Annotated in this window: 23 protein-coding genes; 18 read left to right on the forward strand and 5 right to left on the reverse strand. The window is 60.7% G+C overall.

What is annotated here, in order from left to right; translation table 11 throughout:
• The first annotated feature begins 76 nt into the window (after positions 1 to 76).
• The 7 genes from C6Y56_RS16430 to C6Y56_RS16460 are packed head-to-tail and all read left to right on the forward strand — an operon-like array spanning position 77 to position 5,977.
• Positions 77 to 754, forward strand: coding sequence for a thermostable hemolysin (locus C6Y56_RS16430; protein WP_169430775.1), 678 nt, complete (start codon positions 77 to 79; stop codon positions 752 to 754).
• Positions 744 to 2,225, forward strand: a complete 1,482-nt coding sequence (locus tag C6Y56_RS16435) for an AMP-binding protein (protein ID WP_169430776.1) — start codon at positions 744 to 746, stop codon at positions 2,223 to 2,225. Before C6Y56_RS16430 ends, C6Y56_RS16435 begins: the two co-directional genes overlap by 11 nt.
• Entirely contained in the window at positions 2,222 to 2,896 is a 675-nt protein-coding gene (locus C6Y56_RS16440) for a TenA family transcriptional regulator (protein WP_169430777.1), read from the forward strand. The genes C6Y56_RS16435 and C6Y56_RS16440 overlap by 4 nt, the downstream gene beginning before the upstream one ends.
• Positions 2,883 to 3,692: an SDR family oxidoreductase gene (locus tag C6Y56_RS16445; RefSeq protein WP_169430778.1), complete on the forward strand. Its 810-nt coding sequence runs from the start codon at positions 2,883 to 2,885 to the stop codon at positions 3,690 to 3,692. Before C6Y56_RS16440 ends, C6Y56_RS16445 begins: the two co-directional genes overlap by 14 nt.
• Positions 3,658 to 3,939: a hypothetical protein gene (locus C6Y56_RS16450; RefSeq protein ID WP_169428212.1), complete on the forward strand. Its 282-nt coding sequence runs from the start codon at positions 3,658 to 3,660 to the stop codon at positions 3,937 to 3,939. The genes C6Y56_RS16445 and C6Y56_RS16450 overlap by 35 nt, the downstream gene beginning before the upstream one ends.
• 11 nt (positions 3,940 to 3,950) lie before the next feature.
• On the forward strand, positions 3,951 to 4,613 hold the full coding sequence (locus C6Y56_RS16455) for a response regulator (RefSeq protein ID WP_169430779.1): 663 nt from the start codon (positions 3,951 to 3,953) through the stop codon (positions 4,611 to 4,613).
• Positions 4,610 to 5,977 (forward strand): ATP-binding protein, encoded by a 1,368-nt coding sequence (locus C6Y56_RS16460; RefSeq protein WP_169430780.1) that lies wholly within the window; start codon positions 4,610 to 4,612, stop codon positions 5,975 to 5,977. The genes C6Y56_RS16455 and C6Y56_RS16460 overlap by 4 nt, the downstream gene beginning before the upstream one ends.
• A 31-nt stretch (positions 5,978 to 6,008) precedes the next feature.
• On the opposite strand, the gene C6Y56_RS16465 is transcribed toward C6Y56_RS16460, so the two are convergent.
• Both C6Y56_RS16465 and C6Y56_RS16470 read right to left on the reverse strand, forming a co-directional pair.
• Complete coding sequence (locus C6Y56_RS16465) at positions 6,009 to 7,271, reverse strand: MFS transporter (protein WP_169430781.1); 1,263 nt, start codon at positions 7,269 to 7,271, stop codon at positions 6,009 to 6,011.
• A gap of 98 nt (positions 7,272 to 7,369) precedes the next feature.
• Positions 7,370 to 8,257 carry a LysR family transcriptional regulator gene (locus C6Y56_RS16470; protein WP_169430782.1) on the reverse strand — a complete coding sequence of 296 codons (888 nt, stop codon included), beginning with the start codon at positions 8,255 to 8,257 and terminating at the stop codon, positions 7,370 to 7,372.
• Between the two features lie 133 nt (positions 8,258 to 8,390).
• Between C6Y56_RS16470 and C6Y56_RS16475 the strand changes: the two genes are divergently transcribed.
• Positions 8,391 to 10,052 carry a GMC family oxidoreductase gene (locus C6Y56_RS16475; RefSeq protein WP_169430783.1) on the forward strand — a complete coding sequence of 554 codons (1,662 nt, stop codon included), beginning with the start codon at positions 8,391 to 8,393 and terminating at the stop codon, positions 10,050 to 10,052.
• Between the two features lie 136 nt (positions 10,053 to 10,188).
• The gene (locus C6Y56_RS16480; RefSeq protein ID WP_169430784.1) at positions 10,189 to 11,811 is read left to right on the forward strand and encodes an MFS transporter; all 1,623 of its coding nucleotides are present in this window, start codon (positions 10,189 to 10,191) and stop codon (positions 11,809 to 11,811) included.
• Between the two features lie 49 nt (positions 11,812 to 11,860).
• Here C6Y56_RS16480 and C6Y56_RS16485 read toward each other — a convergent pair whose 3' ends face one another.
• Positions 11,861 to 12,229 carry a DUF427 domain-containing protein gene (locus C6Y56_RS16485; protein ID WP_085602857.1) on the reverse strand — a complete coding sequence of 123 codons (369 nt, stop codon included), beginning with the start codon at positions 12,227 to 12,229 and terminating at the stop codon, positions 11,861 to 11,863.
• Between the two features lie 422 nt (positions 12,230 to 12,651).
• On the opposite strand from C6Y56_RS16485, the gene C6Y56_RS16490 reads away from it, so the two are divergent.
• From C6Y56_RS16490 to C6Y56_RS16515, 6 genes are read left to right on the forward strand one after another with little or no spacing between them, the layout of a single operon-like run.
• Positions 12,652 to 13,332, forward strand: a complete 681-nt coding sequence (locus C6Y56_RS16490; protein WP_169430785.1) for a class I SAM-dependent methyltransferase — start codon at positions 12,652 to 12,654, stop codon at positions 13,330 to 13,332.
• A 35-nt stretch (positions 13,333 to 13,367) separates the two neighbouring features.
• Entirely contained in the window at positions 13,368 to 14,909 is a 1,542-nt protein-coding gene (locus tag C6Y56_RS16495; RefSeq protein ID WP_169430786.1) for a class I adenylate-forming enzyme family protein, read from the forward strand.
• A 16-nt stretch (positions 14,910 to 14,925) separates the two neighbouring features.
• Complete coding sequence (locus tag C6Y56_RS16500) at positions 14,926 to 15,960, forward strand: class I SAM-dependent methyltransferase (protein ID WP_169430787.1); 1,035 nt, start codon at positions 14,926 to 14,928, stop codon at positions 15,958 to 15,960.
• Positions 15,953 to 17,134 carry an acyl-CoA dehydrogenase family protein gene (locus tag C6Y56_RS16505; protein ID WP_169430788.1) on the forward strand — a complete coding sequence of 394 codons (1,182 nt, stop codon included), beginning with the start codon at positions 15,953 to 15,955 and terminating at the stop codon, positions 17,132 to 17,134. Before C6Y56_RS16500 ends, C6Y56_RS16505 begins: the two co-directional genes overlap by 8 nt.
• Before the next feature lie 37 nt (positions 17,135 to 17,171).
• A complete protein-coding gene (locus C6Y56_RS16510; RefSeq protein WP_169430789.1) occupies positions 17,172 to 17,558 on the forward strand; it encodes an ectoine synthase in 387 nt (128 codons plus the stop codon).
• 45 nt (positions 17,559 to 17,603) lie between these two features.
• On the forward strand, positions 17,604 to 18,818 hold the full coding sequence (locus tag C6Y56_RS16515) for an MFS transporter (RefSeq protein WP_064379501.1): 1,215 nt from the start codon (positions 17,604 to 17,606) through the stop codon (positions 18,816 to 18,818).
• 93 nt (positions 18,819 to 18,911) lie between these two features.
• Here C6Y56_RS16515 and C6Y56_RS16520 read toward each other — a convergent pair whose 3' ends face one another.
• On the reverse strand, positions 18,912 to 20,318 hold the full coding sequence (locus tag C6Y56_RS16520; RefSeq protein ID WP_169430790.1) for a serralysin family metalloprotease: 1,407 nt from the start codon (positions 20,316 to 20,318) through the stop codon (positions 18,912 to 18,914).
• A gap of 279 nt (positions 20,319 to 20,597) precedes the next feature.
• Between C6Y56_RS16520 and C6Y56_RS16525 the strand changes: the two genes are divergently transcribed.
• A complete protein-coding gene (locus C6Y56_RS16525) occupies positions 20,598 to 22,541 on the forward strand; it encodes a DNA topoisomerase III (protein WP_169430791.1) in 1,944 nt (647 codons plus the stop codon).
• A 47-nt stretch (positions 22,542 to 22,588) separates the two neighbouring features.
• Positions 22,589 to 23,092: a GNAT family N-acetyltransferase gene (locus tag C6Y56_RS16530; protein ID WP_169430792.1), complete on the forward strand. Its 504-nt coding sequence runs from the start codon at positions 22,589 to 22,591 to the stop codon at positions 23,090 to 23,092.
• Positions 23,093 to 23,104: 12 nt separating this feature from the next.
• Here the strand turns inward: C6Y56_RS16530 and C6Y56_RS16535 are convergent, their stop codons facing one another.
• Positions 23,105 to 23,476 carry a hypothetical protein gene (locus C6Y56_RS16535; protein ID WP_169428213.1) on the reverse strand — a complete coding sequence of 124 codons (372 nt, stop codon included), beginning with the start codon at positions 23,474 to 23,476 and terminating at the stop codon, positions 23,105 to 23,107.
• 127 nt (positions 23,477 to 23,603) lie between these two features.
• Between C6Y56_RS16535 and C6Y56_RS16540 the strand changes: the two genes are divergently transcribed.
• Entirely contained in the window at positions 23,604 to 23,933 is a 330-nt protein-coding gene (locus C6Y56_RS16540; protein WP_047293552.1) for a hypothetical protein, read from the forward strand.
• The last annotated feature ends 37 nt before the right edge of the window (positions 23,934 to 23,970 follow it).

Genomic DNA, 23,970 nt, shown 5'->3' on the forward strand with positions numbered 1-23,970 from the left:
TTTTTTTCACCTTCAGACTTCGTTAAGAAATGGTCTGGATACTTCCCTCGAACCTAATGAGGGAGGCGTTCAGCCCATGCCCGATCCCGTCTGGAATATTCCCCTGCCCCTGCACTTCGGCCAGGCCGAAACACCGCCGATGACGTTGACCGCCGCCTTGCCGGACGATGCGCTGCGCGAGACGTTCGAAGCCTTCATCCAGCATCGATTCCGCAAGGCACATGGCGCCGACATCCGGCACTTCATGCCCGAGCTGTTCGGTGTTCACACCGGCGATGGCGAGCTGTGCGCGGTGGCCGGGGTACGCCGCGCCCATCTTGAACCGCTGTTTCTGGAGCGTTATCTGGACGAGCCTATCGAGCCTTTGATCAGTGCCGCTGCCGGTAAACCGGTGGAGCGCCGCGACATTGTCGAAGTCGGCAACCTCGCCTCCAGCGATGCCGGCAGCGCGCGCTTGAGCATCATCGCCATCACCTATCTGCTGGCCATGGGTGGCCTGGAATGGGTGACCTTCACCGGCAATGTCGGACTAGTCAACAGCTTCCATCGTCTGGGCCTCAAACCCGTGACATTGTGCGCCGCGGATCCGGAACGCCTGGGTGACGAGCGTCAACACTGGGGCAGTTATTACGAAAGCAAGCCCTGGGTGCATGTCGGCAATATCCGCGCCGGCTTCTTTCATTTGCGCAATATCGGCCTTTTTACCCGGCTTGGCCTGCAGACCTCGCTGGAAGGAGCCTGCCATGTCGCTTGAACGGCAACAATTCCAGGAAACCCTGCGCAGCCATGCCCGGCGCAACGACAACACTATCGCGCTGTGGGGCGACAACCTGAAGCTCGATTACACGACGCTGTACAGCGAAGTGATGTATCGCCAGCAGCGTCTGCGCGATGAACACGTGACGGTCATTGCACTGGCATTGGAAAACGGGGTCCAGGCAATGCTCTGGGATCTGGCGGTGCTGTTCGAAGGTTTGACGTGCGTGACTCTGCCACCGTTTTTCAGCCCGGCACAACGCGCCCATTGCCTGGAGCAGAGCAAGGCGCAATGGGTGATCGCGGGACCGGAGCTGGAGCGAGAGTTACGCGCCGCAGGGTATGAACAACACGGCGAGTTCTGGCACCGCCGCTTCAGTGGACCCAGTGGGTTGCTCCCAGGCACCGCCAAACTGACATTCACCTCCGGCACCACCGGCACCCCGAAAGGCGTATGCCTGAGCGCAGACAGCCTGCTTCGGGTGGCACGCGAACTCGATCAGGCCAGCAAACCCACCGCACCGCGCCATCACCTGGCGTTGTTGCCGCTGGCGATTCTGTTGGAAAACCTCGGTTGTTACGCCGCGTTGTATGCCGGCGTGACACTGAGTGTGCCAAGCCAGAAGACCCTGGGCATCCAGGGGGCCAGCAGTGTCGACGTGCCGCGCCTGCTTGACTGTCTGGCCAGTCGGGCACCCGAAAGCCTGATTCTGGTGCCGCAACTGTTGTTCCTGTTGGTCAGTGCCGCCGAACAGAAAGCCTTCGATCCGCAATCCCTGCGTTTTGCTGCGGTCGGTGGTGCGCGGGTTTCCGCAGATCTGTTGCAGCGTGCCCAACGAGTGGGCCTGCCCGTGTACGAGGGTTACGGATTGTCCGAGTGCGCCTCGGTGGTCTGTCTCAATCGTCCCGGGGCGTGCCGTCCGGGAAGCGTTGGCCGCCCTCTTCCCCATGTGGAGGTGCGCCTGGCCGAAGACGCAGAGGTACTGATCAAGGGGTCGACCCTGCTCGGTTATCTCGGTGAGCCGGCCTGCACCGAGCAGTGGTGGCCGAGCGGCGATCTGGGTGAATTCGATCCGGAAGGTTTTCTCTATCTCAAGGGTCGCAAGAAGCATCAGTTCGTCACCAGTTTCGGGCGCAACGTCAACCCGGAATGGGTCGAATCGGAACTGACCCAACGCCGTCACATCGCCCAGGCCTTCGTCTACGGCGAAGCCATGCCACATAACCACGCCCTGCTCTGGCCACACAGCCCGGCGTGTACCGATGCGCAACTGGCGGCCGATGTCGCCGCCGCCAACGAGGCCTTGCCCGACTATGCCCAGGTGCACCACTGGACACGCCTGACGCACCCGTTCACCGCGTCCAACGGTCTGCTCACCGCCAATGGCCGCCCGCGTCGCGACGCCATCGTTTCGCTGTATCAGGCGCAACTGACTGAATTCGCCAAATCCCAGGAGTCCGCATCATGAGTTTTTTCGACACCCTGCAAGAAGCCACGCACGAGGAGCGTCATGCGCTGTTCAACCTGCCGATCATCCACGATGCCCTGCAGGGCAAGGTCAGCCTTGAGAGTTACCGGGCATTTCTTGCCCAGGCCTACTACCACGTACGCCACACCGTACCGCTGATGATGGCGTGCGGTGCTCGCCTGCCGACGCACCTTGAATGGCTGCGCAAGGCGGTGTGCGAATACATCGAGGACGAATATGGACATGAGCAATGGGTGCTGGACGATATCGAAGCCTGTGGCGGCGACCGCGAGGCCGTGCGCGGCGGGCAGCCGTCACTGCCGATCGAATTGATGGTCAGCTTCCTTTACGACCTGATCGCCCGGGGCAACCCGGTGGGTCTGTTCGGTATGGTCAATGTACTGGAAGGCACCAGCATTGCCCTGGCCACCCATGCGGCGGGCAGTATCCGCGAGCAACTGGGGCTGCCGGAAACCGCTTTCAGTTACCTCAATTCTCACGGCGCACTCGACATCGAGCACATGCAAACCTATCGGCACCTGATGAATCAGTTGCAGGATCCCGCCGACCAGGCCGCGGTGATCCACGCCTCAAAAGTCGTCTACCGGCTCTACTCCGATATGTTCCGTGGCCTGCCCCGCGATGCGGAGGCCCATCATGCAGTTGCATGAAGCCCGGGTGGTCCTGACCGGTGCCAGCGGCGGCATCGGCCTCGCCATCGCCGACGCCCTTTGCGCAGCCGGCGCGCAGGTACTGGCAGTCGCCCGGCATCAGGCACGTTTGCAGCCCTTGCTTGAGCGTTATCCGCAGAACCTGTGCTGGGTCGCCGCCGATCTGACATTTCTGAGCGACCGGCGCAAGGTGCTGGTCGCCGCCGAGGCGATTGGCGGCCTCAACCTGCTGATCAACGCGGCCGGGATCAATCACTTCGCCATGCTCGAACAGCTCGACGACAGCGAAATCAACGCGATGCTGGCGGTGAACATCAGTGCGCCGATCTGCCTGACCAGACTCTTGCTGCCGCTGCTCAAGCAGGCTGACAGCGCGATGGTGGTCAATGTCGGTTCGACTTATGGTTCGATCGGCTACCCCGGCTATGCCAGCTACTGCGCAACCAAGTTCGCCTTGCGCGGGTTTTCCGAAGCCTTGCGCCGCGAGCTGGCTGACACCCATGTCGGCGTGTTGTACGTCGCTCCCCGAGCCACCCGCACATCGATGAACAGTCCCGCAGCCCAGGCACTGAACGATGCGCTCAACGCCAGCGTCGACGACCCGCAAGCCGTGGCCACGGCGGTGGTGCATGCGATTGCCGGTGATCGACGCGACCTCTATCTGGGCTGGCCCGAGCGTTTTTTCGTGCGCCTGAACAACCTGCTGCCCAATCTGGTGGATCGCGGTCTGCGCAAGCAGTTGCCATTGATTCGTCGCTTGAGTGAAAAAATCGACAACGAGACGCCAAAGCCATGAAACCACTCTTCGCACCTGTGTTGCCGGGTGCCTCGCACGGTCCGGGCACTGGACGCCGTCGATCAGCAGCGACAACCTGTGCTCGCGGGGCGATCATCTCTACCGTCAAAAACGCTACGCTGAAGCCAGGGCGACGCTGCTCAAGGCCCGGCAGGCCGCTCCCCACCCTGGCCGGGAAAGTGCCGATAGCGGGCACCACGAAGAAATCGACGCGTTGCTGGTGGACGTGAACAAGAAACTCGAATGACAGGAGTCCGTGTGCGTTTATTACTGATCGAGGATGACGTAGCGCTCGGTGAGGGCATTCACCAGGCGCTGGGGCGCGAAGGTTATACCGTCGACTGGCTCAAGGATGGCAGCAGCGCCCTGCACGCCTTGCTCAGCGAAACCTTTGACCTGGCGGTGCTGGATCTTGGCCTGCCACGCATGGACGGCCTCGATGTACTGCGCCGGGTCCGGGCCAGCGGCGCCAACCTGCCGGTGCTGATCCTCACGGCTCGAGATGCCACCGAGGATCGCATCGCCGGTCTCGATGCCGGTGCCGACGATTACCTGGTCAAACCCTTTGATCTGGCTGAGCTCAAGGCACGCCTTCGCGCCTTGCTGCGGCGCAGCGCCGGCCGCGCACAGATGCTGATCGAGCATGCCGGCATCAGCCTCAACCCCGGTACCCAGCAAGTCAGCTATCTGGGCGAACCGGTGGTGCTGACGCCCAAGGAGTATCAACTGCTGCATGAATTGTTGTCGCCGCCGGGACGGGTCCTGACCCGCGATCACTTGACGCGACTGCTCTATGGCTGGAACGAAGAAGCCGAAAGCAACACCCTGGAAGTGCACATTCACCACCTGCGGAAAAAATTCTCCACCGAGCTGATCCGTACCATCCGTGGTGTGGGGTATCTGGTGGAGGAGCGTCAATGACCTCGATCCGTCGCCGTACCCTGACCCTGATAACCGGCCTGCTGCTTGCCGGCCTGTTGGTACTCAGCGTGTTCAACCTGCACGACAGCAACCATGAAATCGCCGAAGTCTACGACGCGCAACTGGCGCAGAACGCGCGTCTGCTGCAGGGCGTCATGCGCATGCCTCTGACGGGGCACGAACACGCGGACCTGTACCGCGCCTTCAACGCTGCGCTGGCTGAAGGGGTCCCTCGGGGCGACGGCCATCCCTATGAGCGAAAGCTCGCCTTTCAGGTGTGGAACGCCAAGGGCGAGGTATTGGTACACACCGCCAGCGCACCGACGTTCACCACGCCGCCGTCCCAGCCCGGCTTCAGCGATGTGGTGGACCTTGACCAGCGCCAGTGGCGAGCCTTCATCCTCGAAGACCCGCAGAACGGTTTCCGTATCTGGGCCGGCGAACGCAGTGATGTCCGTGCCGACCTGGTCGACCGCATCGTCCGTCACACGCTATGGCCGAACGTGGTTGGCAGCCTGATCCTCGCGGCGATGGTCTGGCTTGCCATCGGCTGGGGGCTCAAGCCCCTGGCCAATATGGCGGCGACCCTTCGTGCCCGGCACAGTGGTTCCCTTGAACCCTTGCAACTGACACCGTTGCCCAGCGAGCTGGAACCCATGCAGGCGGCGCTCAATCGCATGCTTGCGCAGATTCAGGAAGTACTGGGGCGCGAACGTCGCTTCATTGCCGATGCCGCTCATGAAATGCGCACGCCGCTGGCCGTGTTGCGTTTGCATGCGCAAAACCTGCAGGAAGCCGGCACCGAACAGGAACGGCGTGAATCGCTGGAGTTTCTGATCGCAGGCGTGGACCGTACCAGCCGTCTGGTCAACCAGTTGCTGACCATGGCCCGCCTGGAACCCACGGCCGACAAGCCCGTCCGCCCACTAATCGACCTCGGCGAAACCGTGCGCAACACGCTGGTGCAACTTACGCCGTGGCTGCTGAGCCGGCATCTGGAAGTGGCATTCGATGCCAGCGACCACCCTTTCAACGTTCACGCCGATGCGGCCGTCATCGACATCGCGCTAAACAACCTGATCACCAATGCCGCCAGTTTTTCACCCGAGCATGGCGTGATTTCAGTGTTTCTTCATCAGGCAGACGGCTTCTATCACCTGAGTGTCGAGGATCAGGGGCCAGGCATTGATGAAGCGGACAGGCCCCGGTTGTTCGAGCGCTTTTACAGTCGGGGCAATCCGCAGGGGGCAGGACTGGGATTGGCCATCGTCAACACCATCGCAACGCGCTTGCACGGGCGCATCACGCTGGTCAACCGGGCAGAGGGCGGGTTACGGGCGACGTTGTCGATTCCGGTCGGCTGAGCATTGCGCGGTTTGCCGTTCAGAAGAGAACTCAAGATGACACGATTGGCCGTGCGGCAGCGTCTGACTCGGCGGATTCCATTCGGGAGCGCTGCAAGGTTTCCGGCAGCGTCACCCACAGCAACATGAGCGCCACCGCCGCAACGGCGGCCAATGTCAGAAACGCAGCACTGTACCCCGCCTCCTGAACCACAATCCCCGCCAGGCTGTTGCTCAATGCCGCGCCCAGACCGAACACCGTCGAGATCGCCCCGAGGCTGACGTTGAAGTGCCCGGTCCCCAGCGTCAGGTCTTTCACCACCACCGGAAACAGCGCGCCGAAAATCCCCGCGCCGATGCCATCGAGCAACTGCACCGAAACCAGCCACCACGGATCGTTCGACAGCACATACAACACGCCGCGCAACGGCAGGATCAGAAACCCCGCCAGCAGCAACGGCTTGCGTCCCCACAGATCGGCCTTTGCTCCCACCAGCAGCGCGACCGGCACCATCACCAGCTGCGCCGCGACGATGCAGGCGGACGTAAGTGGCGTGGCCATTTGCAGATTGGCCTGCGCCAGTTTCTGACTCACCAGCGGCAACATCGCCGCGTTTGCCAGATGAAACAGCGCGCAGCAAATCGCGAACATCAGCAACGGTCGGTTGGTCAGCAATACGGAAAAGCCCGAAGGCTGCTTGCTCTGCCCCGACCCGCTCGGTGCAAGACCTCGGGCGAGATCGTGATCAATGGCCTCTGCCGATACGAACGAAACGGCAATCACGCTGGCCAGCGCCATGACCGCCATCAAATAAAACACCGCGACCGGGCCGAACAGGTACGCGGACAAACCGGCCAACAGCGCCGCGCAGGCGTTGCCGGCGTGGTTGAAGGTTTCGTTGCGCCCGGTTCTGCGCGTAAACGCGCGAGGTCCGGTAATGCCGAGAGTGATCGCGCAGATGGCCGGCGCGAAGATCGAAGCGGCAACGGCACTGATGGCTTGCGTCACGGCCACCAGGGTAAACGACGTCACGAACGGCAGCAGCAGACAGCTTCCGGTGACCACCAGCGCGGCAATCGCGATCAGCGCCCGTTTGAAGCGTGTGCTGTCGACCAGCGCACCCGCCGGGGTTTGCGTGATGAGCGCGGCGATCCCGGCAATCGTCATGACCAGCCCGATACTCGCCGGCTCCCAGTGATGAACCGCCAGCAAGTAAATCGCCAGATAGGGACCGAGCCCGTCGCGTACATCGGCGAGGAAGAAATTCAGGCTGTCGAGGGACAGGTTGTTGCGGTGATCGAGGTGAGTAGCCACGGGTAACTTCTTCGTTGTCGAGGTTCTGCGAAATGACTCAACCTCCGCAAATCGAATGACCTTTTGCCAAGCGTTTTAGTTGCATGAAACAGCCGTCTTTACTGGCCCATCAACAACTCCCGCTCGCCTTCGCACAACCCCACCACGTAATCCCAGACCACTCGCAACCGCACCGACTTGTGCAGCTCGCGCCGCGTGCTGATCCAGTAACTGCGCTCAATGCTCTCATCCGGCAACAGCGGCACCAGATCCGGGTCCGACGCCGCCATATAGCAAGGCAGCACCGCAATCCCCAGCCCCGAACGCGCCGCCTGCTGCTGGGCAATCACGCTGGTGCTGCGAAACACCACACGCGGATTGCGGCAGAAGCTGTTGAGAAACATCAGCTCCTGACTGAACAGCAGATCATCCACGTAACCGATCCAGGCATGTTGGCCAAGATCTTCGCGGGTACGCAGTGGCGGCGCATGGTCGAGGTAAGCACGGCTGGCATAGAGCGCGAGCCGATAATCGGTGAGTTTGCGGGTGACCAGCATGTCCGCCGCCGGGCGCTCCAGGTGAATGCTGATTTCCGCCTCGCGGTTGAGGATGCTGACGAAGCGCGGCACCGCCACCAACTCCACTTCCAGCCCCGGATAGCGCTCGAACAATCCGATCATGCGGCTGGCCAGGAACATGATGCCCAGCCCTTCCGTCACGCCGACTCGAATCTTGCCCAGTGGCGCCGTGGACTGGGTGATTTCTTCCTGAGCCAGCAGCGCGACGTTTTCCATGGCTTCGGCGTGCTTGAGCAGCGCCTCCCCCGCCGGGGTCATTTCGTAGCCTTGGGCGTGCTGGACGAACAGCGCGGTGCCGAGGCTTTTTTCGATGGCCTCGATGTGCCGAGCGACGGTGGCGTGGGTGGTGTTGAGGCGGCGGGCAGCGGTAAGCAGTCGGCCACTGCGCTGCAACTCAAGAAAGAACCGCAGGTCGTTCCAGTCGAACATGGCTTGTCCTTGTCGGCTATCGTCAGAAAGTGCTGTTTGAAAACGCACAGCGGCTGCGCAAAAACTAACATTCTTTTGACGAAAGCTAACAACTAGGATGACTGATAACAAAAACAATAAGCGAGGTCAGGGAATGCAGACTTCCCTCGATGAATTCGATTACATCGTGGTCGGCGCCGGGCCGGCCGGGTGTTTGCTGGCCAATCGGCTGTCGGCGGATCCGCAGCAGCGTGTGTTGCTGCTGGAGGCCGGCGGGCGTGACAACTATCCGTGGATTCACATACCCGTGGGTTACCTGTTCTGCATCGGCAACCCGCGCACCGACTGGTGCTTCAAGACCGAAGAACAACCGGGCCTCAATGGCCGCGCGCTGAGTTATCCGCGCGGCAAGGTGCTGGGCGGCTGCTCGTCGATCAACGGCATGATCTACATGCGCGGCCAGGCCAACGACTATGACGGCTGGGCCGCCGAGGGCAATCCGGGCTGGGCCTGGAATGATGTGCTGCCACTGTTCAAACAGAGCGAAAACCACTTTGCCGGCGCAGCGGAATTCCATGGCGACAAGGGTGAATGGCGGGTCGAACGCCAGCGCCTGTCGTGGCCGATTCTCGATGCATTCCGCAGCGCTGCCGAACAGAGCGGCATCGCCAGCATCGATGACTTCAATCAGGGCGACAACGAGGGTTGCGGCTACTTTCAGGTCAATCAGAAGGCCGGGGTCCGCTGGAATGCGGCGAAAGCGTTTCTAAAGCCGATTCGAGATCGCGCCAATCTTACGGTGTTGACCGACGTCGAGGTTGATCGGGTGCTGTTCGAGGATGGCCGCGCCGCAAAGATCAGCGCACGTTGGCAGGGTCAGGAAAAGCGCTTCAAGGCGCGCAAAGAGATCGTGTTGTGCGCAGGCTCCGTGGGCTCGCCAGGCATTCTGCAACGCTCCGGGATCGGGCCGCGTCCGCTTTTGGAAAAACTCGGGATCGGCGTGGTGCATGAATTGCCGGGGGTGGGCGGCAACCTGCAGGATCACCTGCAACTGCGCCTGATCTACCAACTGGAAAACGCCCGCACCCTCAACCAGATCGCCGGCAGTGTGTGGGGCAAGATGGGCATGGGCCTGCGCTATCTGTATGACCGCAGCGGGCCATTGTCGATGGCGCCAAGTCAGCTGGGCGCGTTTGCCCGCTCGGGGCCGGAACAGACCTCGGCCAATCTCGAATACCACGTGCAGCCGCTGTCGCTGGAGCGTTTTGGCGAGCCGCTGCACAGCTTCCCCGCGTTCACCGCTTCAGTGTGTGATTTACGTCCGCAGAGCCGTGGCCGGGTCGAGATCCGCTCCGCCGATCCGCAAACAGCACCGCTGATTCAGCCAAACTACCTCAGCCATCCCGAAGACCTGCGCGTCGCCGCCGATGCGATCCGCCTGACCCGCCGCATCGTCAGCGCCCCGGCCCTGCGAGCCTTCAACCCGGTGGAGTACCTGCCCGGCGCCAGCCTGCAGACCGAAGAACAACTGCACGAAGCGGCGGCGAAGATCGGCACGACGATTTTCCACCCGGTCGGCACCTGTCGCATGGGCAACGACGCAGATGCGGTGGTCGATGCGCAATTGAGGGTGCACGGCGTGCCGGGCCTGCGGATTGCCGATGCGTCGATCATGCCGCGCATTACCTCCGGCAACACCTGTTCGCCTACGCTGATGATTGCCGAGAAGGCAGCACAGCTGATCCTTACTCCACCTGTAATCACTGCCCCTGTGGGAGCGAGCCTGCTCGCGAATGCGGTTACACATTCAACATAGTTGTTGACTGAAAGGACGCCTTCGCGAGCAGGCTCGCTCCCACAGTTTTTTGCACCAGACACAAAGGCATCGCGCTTCACCCGGACACGCAACACCAGTGGAAACAACAAAAACAATCACTGTGAGGGATACCGATATGTCAGAACACGTTCAGCCGCTGGATGCCGTGCGCAGCGCGGACGCCAGCCCCGATACCCGAAAGGTCATCTTCGCCTCGTCCCTGGGGACGGTGTTCGAGTGGTATGACTTCTTTCTCTACGGCGCCCTGGCGGCGGTGATCAGCAAGCAGTTCTTCGCCGGGGTCAACGACACTACGGCGTTCATCTTCGCGCTGATGGCGTTTGCCGCAGGCTTCATCGTGCGGCCGTTCGGGGCGCTGGTGTTCGGTCGGTTGGGGGACATGATCGGGCGCAAATACACCTTCCTCGCGACCATCATCCTGATGGGCGTGGCGACGTTCGCGGTGGGCCTGCTGCCGACCTACGCCAGCATTGGCATCGCCGCACCGATCATTCTGGTGGTGCTGCGCATGCTTCAGGGCCTGGCCCTGGGCGGCGAGTACGGCGGCGCCGCGACTTACGTCGCGGAACACGCGCCGATCGGCAAGCGCGGGTTCCACACCAGCTGGATTCAATCCACCGCGACCCTCGGCCTGCTGCTGTCGCTGCTGGTGGTGCTCGGTTGCCGCTACTTCACCGGTGATCAGTTCGAAGTCTGGGGTTGGCGTATTCCGTTCCTGCTGTCGATCGTGCTGCTGGGCATTTCCACCTGGATTCGCCTGAGCCTGCACGAGTCGCCGGCCTATCTGAAGATGAAAGAGGAAGGCAAGGCCAGCAAGGCGCCGATCCGCGAATCCTTCGGCAAATGGGAAAACCTCAAGGTCGTGCTGATCGCCCTGTTCAGCATCAACGCCGGGCAAGCGGTGACCTTCTACGCCGCGCAGTTCTACGTACTGTTCTTCCTCACCCAGTTCCTGAAAATGGACCCGGCGGTGGCCAACAGCTTGCTGATCATCAGTGTGGTGATCGGCGCGCCATTCTTCATCATTTTCGGCTGGCTGTCGGACAAGGTCGGGCGCAAACCGGTGTTGATGCTCGGCCTGTTGTTAGCCACGGCGCTGTACTTCCCGATCTTCAAATCCCTGGCCCACTACGCCAACCCGGCCATCGATCAGGCCAGCCAACAGGCGCCAATCACCGTGGTGGCTGACCCTGCCACCTGCACCTTCCAGTTCGACCCGGTAGGCAAGGCCAAATTCGACAGCCCGTGCGACAAGGTCAAGACCTTCCTGGTCAAGCAAGGTCTGCCCTACTCCAGCGTCGCCGCCCCGGCGGGCAGCACGGTGCAAGTGAGCGTCGGCGATGTGAAACTCGACGGCTTCGACGAGGCCGCCCTGCGCGGCGCCATCACCCTCGCCGGCTACCCGCAACAGGCCGACATGCAGCAGATCAACAAACCGATGATCGTGGCCCTGATCGTCGGCCTGATCATCATCTCCGCCATGTGCTACGGCCCGCTCGCGGCGCTGATGGTCGAACTGTTCCCGACCCGTATCCGCTACACCTCGATGTCCCTGCCGTACCACATTGGCAACGGCTGGTTCGGTGGTTTCCTGCCAACCGTGTCGTTTGCGCTGGTGGTGTACACCGGGGATATTTTCTACGGGCTGTGGTATCCGGTGCTGATTACCGGAGTGAGCCTGGTGGTGGGGATGATCTGCCTGCGTGAGACCAGGAATATCGATCTGGACAAGAACTGATTGATCGACGTGTGGCGGGGGCGCAATGCCCTCGCCACCCTGCTGGATCTCAAACCTCCGCCTCCAGCAACTCAAACTTCACCTGATCGGGATAGAACGCCACGTAGTCCTTGATCTGGCTGACCGAAATCTTCGGATGTTCGTACGTCCACACCGCGTTCGCCCCCTCATGCCCCGGCACTTGCAGACTGAAATAGTTGGCGTCGCCCTTGTACGGGCAGTAGGTGGTGTGGTCGGTGCGGGCGAAGTACTTCTCGTCGATGTCTTCGCGGGGGATGTAGTAGACCGGTGGGTAATTGGCTTCCAGCAGCACCAGCGCTCGGGCCGAGGCGGCGACTTGTATGCCGTGGAATTTCACAAGGAGGCAGCCTGGCTGCTCGGCGATGGTGATGACGGGGCTGGGACCGGAGGTTTTCATCGGTTTCTCCTGACGGCGGCGAAGGCACCGGTTCAGGTATAACCCATGCGGGGGAAACTCGTCGGGTTCGCAGCCGAACGGTTTTTTGCCGAGCAAATAAAATCGTGGCCTGTGGAGACTGTAACTTTGAAGGTCACCAACTTGTGACAAAAATAACTCTTGTCCTCCCGTAGTTCGCCTTGACAGCGCCAGCCACGCGATGGAAATATCCTTACCGTTATCGAGAAACTTCAATCTCCGATAACCATGGACGCTCTCAAAAAAATAATGAAATGGAGTTTCAGCATGCCTTGCTTTCGCCAGCCACATTCTTTCTCCCTCATAAATATTTCATATTTCCCGCCCCCAGCCTGATCAATTGATCGCACGCTCTTACCCAGCGCATTTTCCTGTGCCACATCTATCGATGCCAGAGAATAACTATGAAAGTAGTGAACAGTTCCGTCCTGAAGGAATGGTATGACAGAGAATACAGCGCTTGCGACAACGGCACCCTGTTCGGTGAATTACGCGATGAATTCAAGCAATTTCTGACCAGTCTTCCCGACGGCCCGGGTCGCGCACTGGAATTGGGTTGCGGCGATGGTCGCAACCTCACGGCCTTGGCTCGCAAGGGCTACAGCCTGAGCGGTGTGGACATGGTTGACAGCACGATTCGGAGCCGCAGGCTCAACCCCTTGTTACGCGAGCTCGACTTCCAGCAGACGGACATCCTCAACTATGACCCCGCCCCTGCGACTTACGACGTACTCGTCTGTTCCGAAGTGTTGCACTTCTTCACTCAGGAGGAGCTTAACAAGGTGATGCCCAAAATCATCAGCGCAGTAAAAACGGGTGGCTATATATTTCTCGACTTGTTATCCGACCTGACACGTTACTTCCAAGCAAGCGGCGAGCCTTTTATCTGGGACAAGGAAGCCGGACTATCCATTCAAGACAGCGAAGGTTTCTTTGATGCCTGGCTGGGCGACTTTGATATCTATTCCTTCAATAAATTTTTCGACAAGCAAAGTTGGCCATTGAGCAACTCTGACAACTTGCCCATCGATCCTTATACCTGGCAGGGCACCTATGTTTCGGTGTGCGCAAGAAAACGCAATTAACTCCCCCGAAGTTGTGCTTGAAAGGATATTGAGCCATGCAACTTTTTCATCAGGTCATCGCCGATAACGCCCGTCAATACCCGACCAAACCGGCCATCGTTCTGGATGGGGTCGCAACCTCTTATCAGCAACTGCAGCAACGAGCGGATGCCATCGCCGCCCTTGTATCCACCCTGGGAGTCGCCCCCGGCGAACGCGTTGGACTGTATTCGCCCATATCCATCGAACTCATCGCCGCCTACCTCGGGCTGCTGCAAGCCGGGGCGATCACCGCCGCCACCCATCACACACTGAGTCGCGCCAAGCTGATTCACCAGCTCAAGCATTCGGGCGCCCGGGTCCTGATCACCGATTGCACTGACGACCTGCCTGGCCTGATCGAAGCCGCCGGACTGGAGCTGATCCTGCTGACCGTTCCCGTCCCCGACGCTACGCCAAATGTCATCCCCCTGGCCGATGCCCTTGCCGCGCACCGTACACAAGATACCCCGGCCACCGCACCACTTTACGCGGACCCTGAACGAGCCACCTCGATTTTCTATACCTCAGGCTCGACCTTCAATCCCAAAGGCGTGCTGGTCAATCACCGGATCATGCTGGCGGCTTCCAGCAGGGTTACCACCTACCTGCAGAACAGTCCCGACGACCGCATCCTCAGCTACTCGACGCTGGCCTCCGACTACGGCGTCTACAACGTGATGATGCCGTTGTTTGCCGGCGCCACCAGCGTCATTGAAAGCAAGCCCGCCGCCAGCGCGGAGGATGTCCTCAGGGTGGTCGAGCGCGAGTCCGTAACCGCCATGCATGTGTTTCCCCCAGTGTTTTTTCTGCTGGCCAATACCGGCCCGCAGTGGCAGGCACGAGTCCCGGAGCTGCGCTATATCTCCAGCAGCGGCCAGGCCTTGCACACCCGACATATTCAGCGAATCCGCCAGGCCTTGCCCCAGGTGCGGATTTTTTCCAATTACGGGCTCACCGAATGCAAACGTGTCAGTTATCTCCCCCCTGAAGAGATTGACCTGCGCCCGACGTCGGTGGGCAAACCTCTGCCCGGCGTCAGCCTCTATCTGGTCGACGAACAGGGTCGTGCCATTGACGAACCCGGACAAATCGGCGAGTTGCTGGTGACCAGCGACTACCTGATGCTGGAGTACTGGAACATGCCCGAGGCTAATGCCAGGGCCTTCGTCCACGATAAGTTCGGCCATTCGCGGCTGTACCGCACCGGCGATCTGTTCAAGCGAGATGCCGAGGGTTATCTCTACTACGTGGCGCGCAAGGATGACGTGTTTGCGCGCAACATCTGGAACGTCAACCCGAGGGAAATCGAACAGTGCCTGGCCTCCCACCCCGCCGTCGCCGAAGTGCTGGTGGTGCCGGTCGCCGACGAATCGGCCGGGCACGTGCCAAAGGCCTGCATCGTACTTGACACCGACCATCGCCAGACCAGCGAACAGGCCTTGCTGGATTACTGCAAAAGCCGCCTGGACTGGCACATGGTGCCGGCCCAATTCGTATTTCTCGAAGCCTTGCCAAAAACCGATTCGGGCAAGTTCACCGCCAAAGGACTGATCTGACAGCAGGAGCTACTTCATGAACACTTGTCCGCAGTCGTCACTGGATGACATCGGTCTGGACCACAATCTGCAACAGAGCGCCATGCTGAAACTGGCCGGGCACTTCCACAGTCTGGCCACGGGCGCCAGCCAGGTGCCTTTGCAGTCGCTGCACAGCCATCTGATGTCAGAGATCGGAGACCCTGAGATCCTCGACTATCACGATCGTCTGATCGAAGGTGCGGGTCCGCTGTTCTCGCACTTTCTGGCCAGCGTGCCGTACATCCTCGAAGAACTGTCGAGGGTCGGCGTGGCCCTGAACCGCCTGGCCCGGGCCAACACCCGAAGCGTCGACCAGACCTTCAGTCTGTTCGAGGTGGACGCTTTCGATGGCAGCAACGGCCGCGCATTGGCCGGCCACTCGCAGGGCCTGATTCGCAGCTTTACCTCATCGCCCAACCAGGCCAACCGGATTCCGTTCGAGCGCCATGCAGACCCGGCGCTGTCGCTGTTCTATCCGCAATCGGTCTTCAAAGTCACCCCTGCGCTGCTGCAAAGTCCCGACTACGAACGCTTCAGCCAGGGGTTCGATTTCATTTATGAAATGGCCGCGTTTCAGTTCTATACCCGCGATCGCGAGCGGCAGATCGGTCATATCAAACAGTTTCTCAAACCTGGGGGGCTGGTGTTCTTCCTTGAAAAACTCAACCACCCCGACCCGCAGGAATACCTGCGGCGCGAACGGATCAAGGACGAAGTATTCAAGACTCGCTACTTCAGCGAGGAAGAAATCCGCTGGAAACGCCAGCAGATGCTTGAGCAGATGCAGAATGGACAGGTCACCCTGGAAGAATTGGTCAGTGCCCTGTCGGCCCGATTCAAGCATGTCCACTTGCTGTGGAGCAGCAGCAATTTCTGCGAATTCGTTGCCTCGGACGATCCAGCGCAAATCGAACGTTTCCTCGGTCTGCTGGGACCGGTAGTGCAACCCGCAGCATTCTGTTTTGAAAGGGCGCGCCTTGGCGACTTGTCAGCTCCCCACAATGCTGTCGCGGAGCCAGTCGATGATTGATCGCACCGGCCAAGCGTTTCACCACGCCGCGTCACCCGCACTGTGCCAACGGGCGCTGGAGCATCTTCCGGTCTGGCGCGAACGCGCAGCCGCGGCAGAAAAGAACCGCCGACTGAGCAGCAGCACCTTCAGCGAACTGTTCGCTGGCGACTGGCTGGACCTGCTCTCGCCGCGCGCGCAGACCACCAGCAGCGGGCACTGGCCAACGTTGGTGGAAAGCGCGCGCATCGCCGCCAGAGCCTGTGCCTCCACGGGCTGGATGCTGGCCCTGGTCGGCGGCCACGGCTGCATCGCCCGGCGCCTGCCGCCGGCCTGCCAGGACCTGTTGTACGCCGAAGGGTCCCGGCAATTGTTCGCTTCGGCGTCCGGCAGCACCAACAGCCAGTTATCCCGAGAATCCGATGGCATTCGGGTCAACGGGCGGTGGCGCTTCAGCTCGGGTATCGAAGACGCCACCTGGCTGATGCTCAATGCTCCCTGCCCGAACCATCCGGATGCCGAAAAGACTCCTCGATTCCTGCTGCTGGTCGCTGCTAATGATGTTCAGCGGCTCGACAGCTGGGACAGCTGTGGCATGTCGGCCACCGGTTCCCACGATGTGCTGACCCATCAGTTGCTAATACCCCATGAACGGGTGTTCGCGCTGCATGAGGTATTTGCCCGACATTCGCCTATGCCCGGCACCGACTACATCGACCATGCTCCATTGGTGCCTTATCTCACGACCTCGATCATTGGTCCGTTGCTGGGTTGCGCCGAGGGCGCCCACGCCGCGTTTGTGACGGCGCTCACCGGATCGTCCCTGGCCAGTGACCCACGGATTGCCGAACAAGCAGCCCATTCGGCCGCGCAGTTGTACAGCGCCGGGTTGCTGTATGACTCGCTGGTTTCCCGACTGCATGAGGCAGGTGTCCAGAATTGCCCACTGGACAGCGGCCAGGTGTTACAGCTCAAGCGCGACCGCGCCTATCTGGCACAGCAATGCGTGCAAGTGGTCCGGCGCCTGGTGGAACGACTTGGTGCCTCGTCACTGGTGGCCGGCAACCCGCTCCAGCGTCACTGGCGCGATATCCAGGCCATCGCCGCGCACCGCGACCTGGTGTGGAACGACACGATGCTGGCCTGTGGCGAGGCCATATTGAACCCTTCCAGCGTCGACGCCAAAACGGCCTGACTGATATTTCATTAGCGATTGTCTCAGCGAGGTTTACATGTTCATTCGCAACAAATCCGATGTAGAAAAAACCCCGTACTTCGTCGAATGGGGCGCCGGCACCAGCCATCGGCTGCTCACCGAACGCGATGCCATGGGCTTTACCCTGTGTCACACCGTGGTCCGCGCCGGCACCGAATCGCTGTTGCACTATCGCAATCATCTGGAGGCGTGTTATTGCATTGCCGGGGAAGGCGAAGTCGAAGATATGCAGGGAAATGTCTACCCGATTCGGCCCGGCGATGTGTATGTGCTTGACCAGCACGATCGCCATTATCTGCGCGGGGGCAAGGAAAAGGATCTGATTCTGGTCAGCGTGTTCAACCCGCCCCTGCGTGGCGACGAGCGACATAACCTCAACGACAGCTCGGGCTCGGCTTACTGATGTTGCGGCAGCCCCGCCAGGGCGCCCACCCACAGGAGTGTCATCATGCGTAAGGATTACCTGGCTTTCTTCATCTCGCTGTTCCTGTCGCGGCTGGCGGATCAGATCCTGTTGTTCATCGTGCCGCTGGTGGTGTTCCAGACCACCAACAGCGCGTCCTGGGCGGGGCTCGCATTTTTCGTCGAGTCGCTGCCGCGTTTTCTCGCGTTTCCACTATGTGGGGCCCTGTGCGACAAGTTCTCGCCCATCAGGATTCTGCACATCAGTCAGGTCTACCGGGCGCTGCTCTGCGTGTTGGCGGTTGGGCTTTATGCCGTCTTCGGCGGTATCGCGTGGCTTGTGGTGCTGTCTGCGCTGTGCGGCGTGCTGACTACTCAGGGCATCATGGCCCGCGAAGTGCTGATGCCGCATATTTTCCAGCACTACAGCTACACCAAAACCCTTTCCTACTCGCAGATAGCCGACCAGACCGGACTGGTTCTGGGACCCTTGGTGGCGGCATTGCTGCTGGAGGTTTCGGCCTGGCACTGGGTGGTGCTGTGGGTGGCCGGGCTGTTCCTGCTGGCCGACCTGAGCATGCTGGTGTGGCAACGTTTCAGTCGTATCACCCTCGAGGTGTTTGAGCAGCATCAGGACATCTGGCTGCAGCCTCTGCGCATCGCGTTCAGGCATATCCGCGAACTGGCGGAGCTGAAAAAGATCATCACCCTGGCGATCGGGGTCAACCTGATTGTCGGGGTCACCCTGGCCACTTCGGCGGCCATGGTGCTCGGTCAATACAGCGCCGGCAAGGACGACTACGCCGTGCTGCAAGCGGCTGGCGCGGTGACCACCATCGTGATTCTGTTTTTCCTCGCCCGGGTGGTATTGCCGTTGCGCGTATTGGGTGGCGTTGCCTGTTCGATGCTCGCCGCCGGCGCCTTCATCAGCGCCCTGAGCCCGAACCTGGCGGGTTATGTGCTGGGTTTCCTGTTGATCGTCGGCTTCGACAAGATGTTCAACGTTTACATGCGCAGCATTCGCCAGCGAGTCATTCCCCCTCAGGACTTCGGCAAGACCGTGGGCGTGATCACCCTGCTCAACAACTTGTCACAACCGCTCGCGGGACTGCTTGTTGCGCTGCTCGCCGCGCCTTTGGGGGCACAACGTGTGATCCTGATCCTGGCTGTGCTGGCGACGCTGCTGGGCGTTGCGGCTCTCTGGTGGTTTGCCAGAGTACGTAATACATCCGCCGCTTCGATCCTCGAAACCGAGCAGTAACCGATTTCAATGTCGTAGAGCGATGTCCGAAAACAAAAAAACCGCAGCCTGCGAAGGACTGCGGTTTTTTCGTTTCAGATTTCCGTTTTCAGATCAGGCGACGATATCGGTCGCCACGGCCTGCCCCACCACACCCACGGCGAAGTCCACCGAACCCTGGCCTGTCAGGTCGATCATCAGGCTGGTCTGGTTGGTCTGTTCGAAGTAAGTGAGGATCGCATCGCCCGCGTGGCCGGTGAAGCCGCTGACGAAGTTCAGCGTGGCTACGCCGGTGGCGAACCCGGCGATGCCCGACAGGTCGATCTTGTCCAGGCCGCTGGTGAAATCCATGATCCAGTCCGGCGCGGTCATGGTCGAATCGCTGGCCGCGCCGAACACGAAGGTGTCCGCGCCTTCACCACCCCACAGCGAATCACCGCCGCCACCGCCGTAAATGATGTCGTTGCCGGCGCCACCGATCAGGTCGTTGGCCGCCGCGTTGCCGATCAGCAAATCATTGCCCGAACCGCCAATGGCGTTTTCCACGGTCACGCCGTGAGCGATGGACACGTTGCCCACCAGACCGCCGACATCGGAGAACGAGCCTTCATTGAGGTTGATCTTCTGGTTCTGGCTGAAGCCGGAGAAATCCAGGGTGTCGTTACCACCGCCATCCCACACCGAGAACACCACTTTCGAGGTGTTCGACGTGGCGCTGTAGAAGTCGCGATCGGCGTTGGAATTGAAGCCGTACACAGTGTTGTCGGCACGGGTTTCGAGGTTGGCACCGTAGAGTTTCTGCACCGCGACGATATCGTCCATCAACGGTGCCGAAGCGTAGGCGCCGCTGCCGTCCTTGCTGAAGTTCTGGTCGGTGTTGGCCTCGCTCCAGTAGCTCATCAGGCTGTAGCCACGGGTGTCTTCGGCGTATTTGGCGTCACCGTAGGTCGGGTTGCCGTTGCCGGCGTTGTAGGCGCCCGGGTGCGACAGGCCGAGGGTGTGGCCGATTTCGTGGGTCAGGGTCTGACGCCCGTAGTTGTTGGTGTCCGGGGTCTTGTTGACCTGATATTGATCGTTGATCAGATACCACGATTGACCGTCGTAGCTGCTGCCCTGCGGCAGGTAGGCGAACGCTGCGCCGCCGGTGCTGACATCGTAGTTGCCGAAGGTCATGTGACCGTCACCGCCCTTGCCCTCGGTGAAGGTGACTTTGGCCACATCCGACCACGACTGCATCGACAGCACAGCCTGGGCTTTCTGCTGGGCACTGAACTCGCTGAAGTTGCCGAGTTTCGGGTTGTAGTTCGACGGTTTGTCGGTCAGGAAGGTGTAAGTCAGATCGATCTTGCCGTCGGCGTTCTTGTCTTGCCAGGACATGCCTTTGCGCAGGATTTCGGCAGCGGCCTGGTCGGCGGTGAACGACGGTTTGCCGTTGACGGTCCCGGTGCCACGGTCATACAGGTGGCTGAAGGTGTCGACAGCAGTGAAGGCGCTGCTGGCCTGGGAGGAAGGTTGAGACATGGTGTACGTCCTTGTTGCTGAAGAGTCAGTGTCAGACAGTAAAACGGCGATCTTCTGGCGAGATCGTCCTGTCACTCGCCCTTTTGAGGCGACTCGAACCTGACACAGTGCCGGGCGTGAACGCCATTCAATTTCTCGATAGCGTCCCCGATTGCCCCGGCGACGTCTGTCATCACCGGTAATTCTTTTATCTGTATATCCATACAGATAAAAGTTGCCCCGGCGCCCGACTCAGGCCATTCTGTGCGCCTCTTCGGGCAATGATCGACGACGGTGGTTATGCGGCTGTACCTCTGTGAAAAACCTTCCCAGGCCAAGGATATTGCGGCCGTGCTGGGCGCAAAGCGCCGAGGCGACGGCTGCTGGCTGGGAACGGACGTCACGGTGACCTGGTGCATCGGCCACCTGCTGGAAACCGCGCCGCCGGACGCCTACGACGCCAAATACAAGCGCTGGGTGCTGGCCGACCTGCCGATCATCCCGGACAAGTGGAAAATGACCGTCAAGCCGCGTACCGCCAGCCAGTACAAAGCCGTCAAGCGCCTGCTGGGCGAGGCCAGCGAACTGATCATCGCCACCGACGCCGACCGCGAAGGCGAAATGATCGCCCGGGAACTGGTGGAGCATTGTCGCTATCGCGGGCCGATCCGCCGCTTGTGGCTGTCGGCGCTGGACGAAGCCTCGATTCGCAAGGCGTTGGCGGCGCTCAAGCCGGGCGCCGAAACCTTCAGCCTGTATCACTCGGCACTGGGCCGCTCACGGGCGGACTGGCTGATCGGGATGAACATGAGTCGCCTGTTCACCCTGCTCGGCCGGCAGTCCGGTTATCAAGGCGTGCTGCCGGTAGGCCGGGTGCAGACGCCGACGTTGCGGCTGGTGGTGGATCGCGACCGCAGCATCGCCGATTTCGTGCCGGTCGCGTACTGGGCCATCGATGTGCAACTGCTGCACAACGGCACATCGTTCACCGCCCAATGGCGCGCCCCGAACGATGCCTGCGATGATCAGGACCGCTGCCTCAATCAGGCACTCGCCCAGCAAGCGGCCGCCGCAATCGGCAGCGCCGCCAGCGCCCGGGTGGTCAAGCTGCGCACCGAGCGCATGCGCGAAGTAGCGCCCCTGCCCTTCGATCTGGGCACCTTGCAGGAGGTCTGCTCGAAGAAGCTCGGCCTCGGCGCCCAGGAAACCCTCGACATCGCCCAGGCCCTCTACGAAACCTACAAAGTCATCACCTACCCGCGCAGCGATTGCGGTTACCTGCCCCTGAGCCAGCACAGCGAGGCACCGGGGATTCTCGCGGCGTTGCGTCAGGCCGATCCGGGCCTCGAAGCGTTGCGTGACCATCTGGAGCCACAGCGCCGCTCCCGCGCCTGGAACGACGCCAGGGTCAGCGCTCACCACGGCATCATCCCCACCGCTGCCGCGAAAAATCTGGAGCGTCTGACCGGCAAGCACCGCGCGGTCTACACGCTGATCCGCGCGCGGTATCTGGCGCAGTTTCTGCCCAATCATGAATACGACCGCACCCAGGCCGATTTCGATTGCGCCGGGGAGGCCTTGCGCGCCGTCGGCAAGCAAATCATCGAGCCGGGCTGGAAACGCGCATTGCCCGAAGCGCTGGCCCCGGCCAAGGGCCGTGAAGCCCCCGCGCCACAAACGCTACCGACACTGACCCAAGGTGCCGAATGCGCTGTGGCGGACGTGAAGCTCAAGGACCTTTGGACGCAACCGCCCAAACCCTACACCGAAGGCGACCTGATCAAGGCGATGAAGAACGTCGCCAAACTGGTGGAAGATCCGCTGCTCAAGCAGAAACTCAAGGACACCACCGGCATCGGCACCGAAGCCACCCGCGCCTCGATCATTCAAGGCCTGCTGGATCGCGGTTATCTGGTGAAGAACGGCAAGGCATTGTCCGCCACGCCCGCCGCGTTCAGCCTGATCGACGCCGTGCCGCGCGCGATTGCCGACCCCGGCACCACGGCAATCTGGGAACAGGCGCTGGACATGGTGCAGAGTGGCGAGATGAGTCTGGAAGAGTTCGTCACCAAACAGGCGGCGTGGATGAGCAAGCAAGTGACCCGTTGTGCCGGGTTGAACCTGACCATCAGCGGCCCGCCGCCTGCCGGCAAGGCCGCAGCACCGTGGAAGAACAAGCGCAAGACCACCCGGCGAAAAACCACGGGTACCGGCAAACGTACGGCAAAACCGGCTGCCAGATAGCTCGTTGCGCGCTACTGTTTCTGCAGTGATTGTCAGGAGCCTGCGGCATGTCTGTCATCGAACTGCGCGTCGCCCGGCGCGACGAACTGGAAACCCTCGAAAACCTGATGCAGTTCTACACCTATGACTTCAGCGAGTGGGTGCCGTTGAAGTTGGGCGGGCATGGTTTTTTCCCGATCCAGTTGAAAGACGATTACTGGCGTCAACCGGCGACCCGGCCATTCCTGATCCACGTCGACGATGAGCTGGCGGGGTTCGTGACCGTGGACGACCACCTCCTCATCGAAGGCGCCGACTACAACATCGGCTACTTCTTCGTCAGCCGACGCTGGCGTGGCCAAGGTGTCGCGCAGTTTGTCGCCTCTGCCCTCTTGAGCCACCTGCCCGGTCGATGGCAGATTTTCCATGTCGACGCCAACCTGCCTGCGCAGCGGTTCTGGGCCCGGCTCATCCCCGAGCTGAGCGGCGGCGACTTTACCCGCCAGCCCAAAACCGTGGACGGCTACCCCTGCACCTTCTACGGCCTGCGAAGCCTTTCTCCCGCTGCCTGAAGCCCCCTTTTTTCATTCCAGAATGACTTTGTCCGACAATATGTAGTGACTAAAAATAATCACTACAAAACCGTTGACGGCGTCGTTTGGCTTTTGCATGATGCAGACGTCTCCCCGATCGGGAGCACTGGCAACACGCTTGAGCAAGCTCGTCTGACCGCCGAGCTGTTTTTTCCGGATACACGCTGCCCACAAGGCAGATTGAAGAAGCTGACCTGGCCTGAACGTCCAGTACAAGGACGAGAAGCGCTGGCGAAAATTCTCAAGACGCTTGTGGTCGACCCTGAAAACGTCGTCAAGGAGCCTCCCGGTTTTCGCTGCTTCTCCTCGTTGTGACGCTATTGCGTAGCAGTTATTCAACACGACTACATGCAACAGACGCATGACCCCGTACTTCACACGGGCGACCGCTGACGTCCTGGTTTCGGTGCCAGGGATCAACTAACCGATGGGCTACCTGTATTAGCGAATCAACTTTGAAAGATCACCAGACTGGTCAAGGGGCAATATCATGAATCTGAACAATCAACCTACTATCGAAGAACTGGCTCGTATGTTCGCTGCACAAAAAGACAGCCATGACAGCCATATTCTGTGGATCAGCAAGTCGGGTCAGGTGCATATCGACTGCCTGTCGCCCCATGCTGGTGAAGAAGAGTTCGACCGGAACAACCAGAACCTGCTGGCCCGCCTGAAGATGTACCGCCGCGGCCACGGCTACGTCGGCAAGAAAGCCGCGGCCGACAAGGACTTCATCGGTAATGTTCTGCAAACGCTGAAACAGGCGTGGGACTCGATGCAGAACAAGAACGAAGTTCGGGTGATTGATCGGTTCTGCTAAGTTGAATCTTCAATAAACAAAAGGGCCTGCTTCCGAT

This window comes from Pseudomonas fluorescens, from assembly GCF_012974785.1.
GTDB classification, from domain to species: domain Bacteria; phylum Pseudomonadota; class Gammaproteobacteria; order Pseudomonadales; family Pseudomonadaceae; genus Aquipseudomonas; species Aquipseudomonas fluorescens_BT.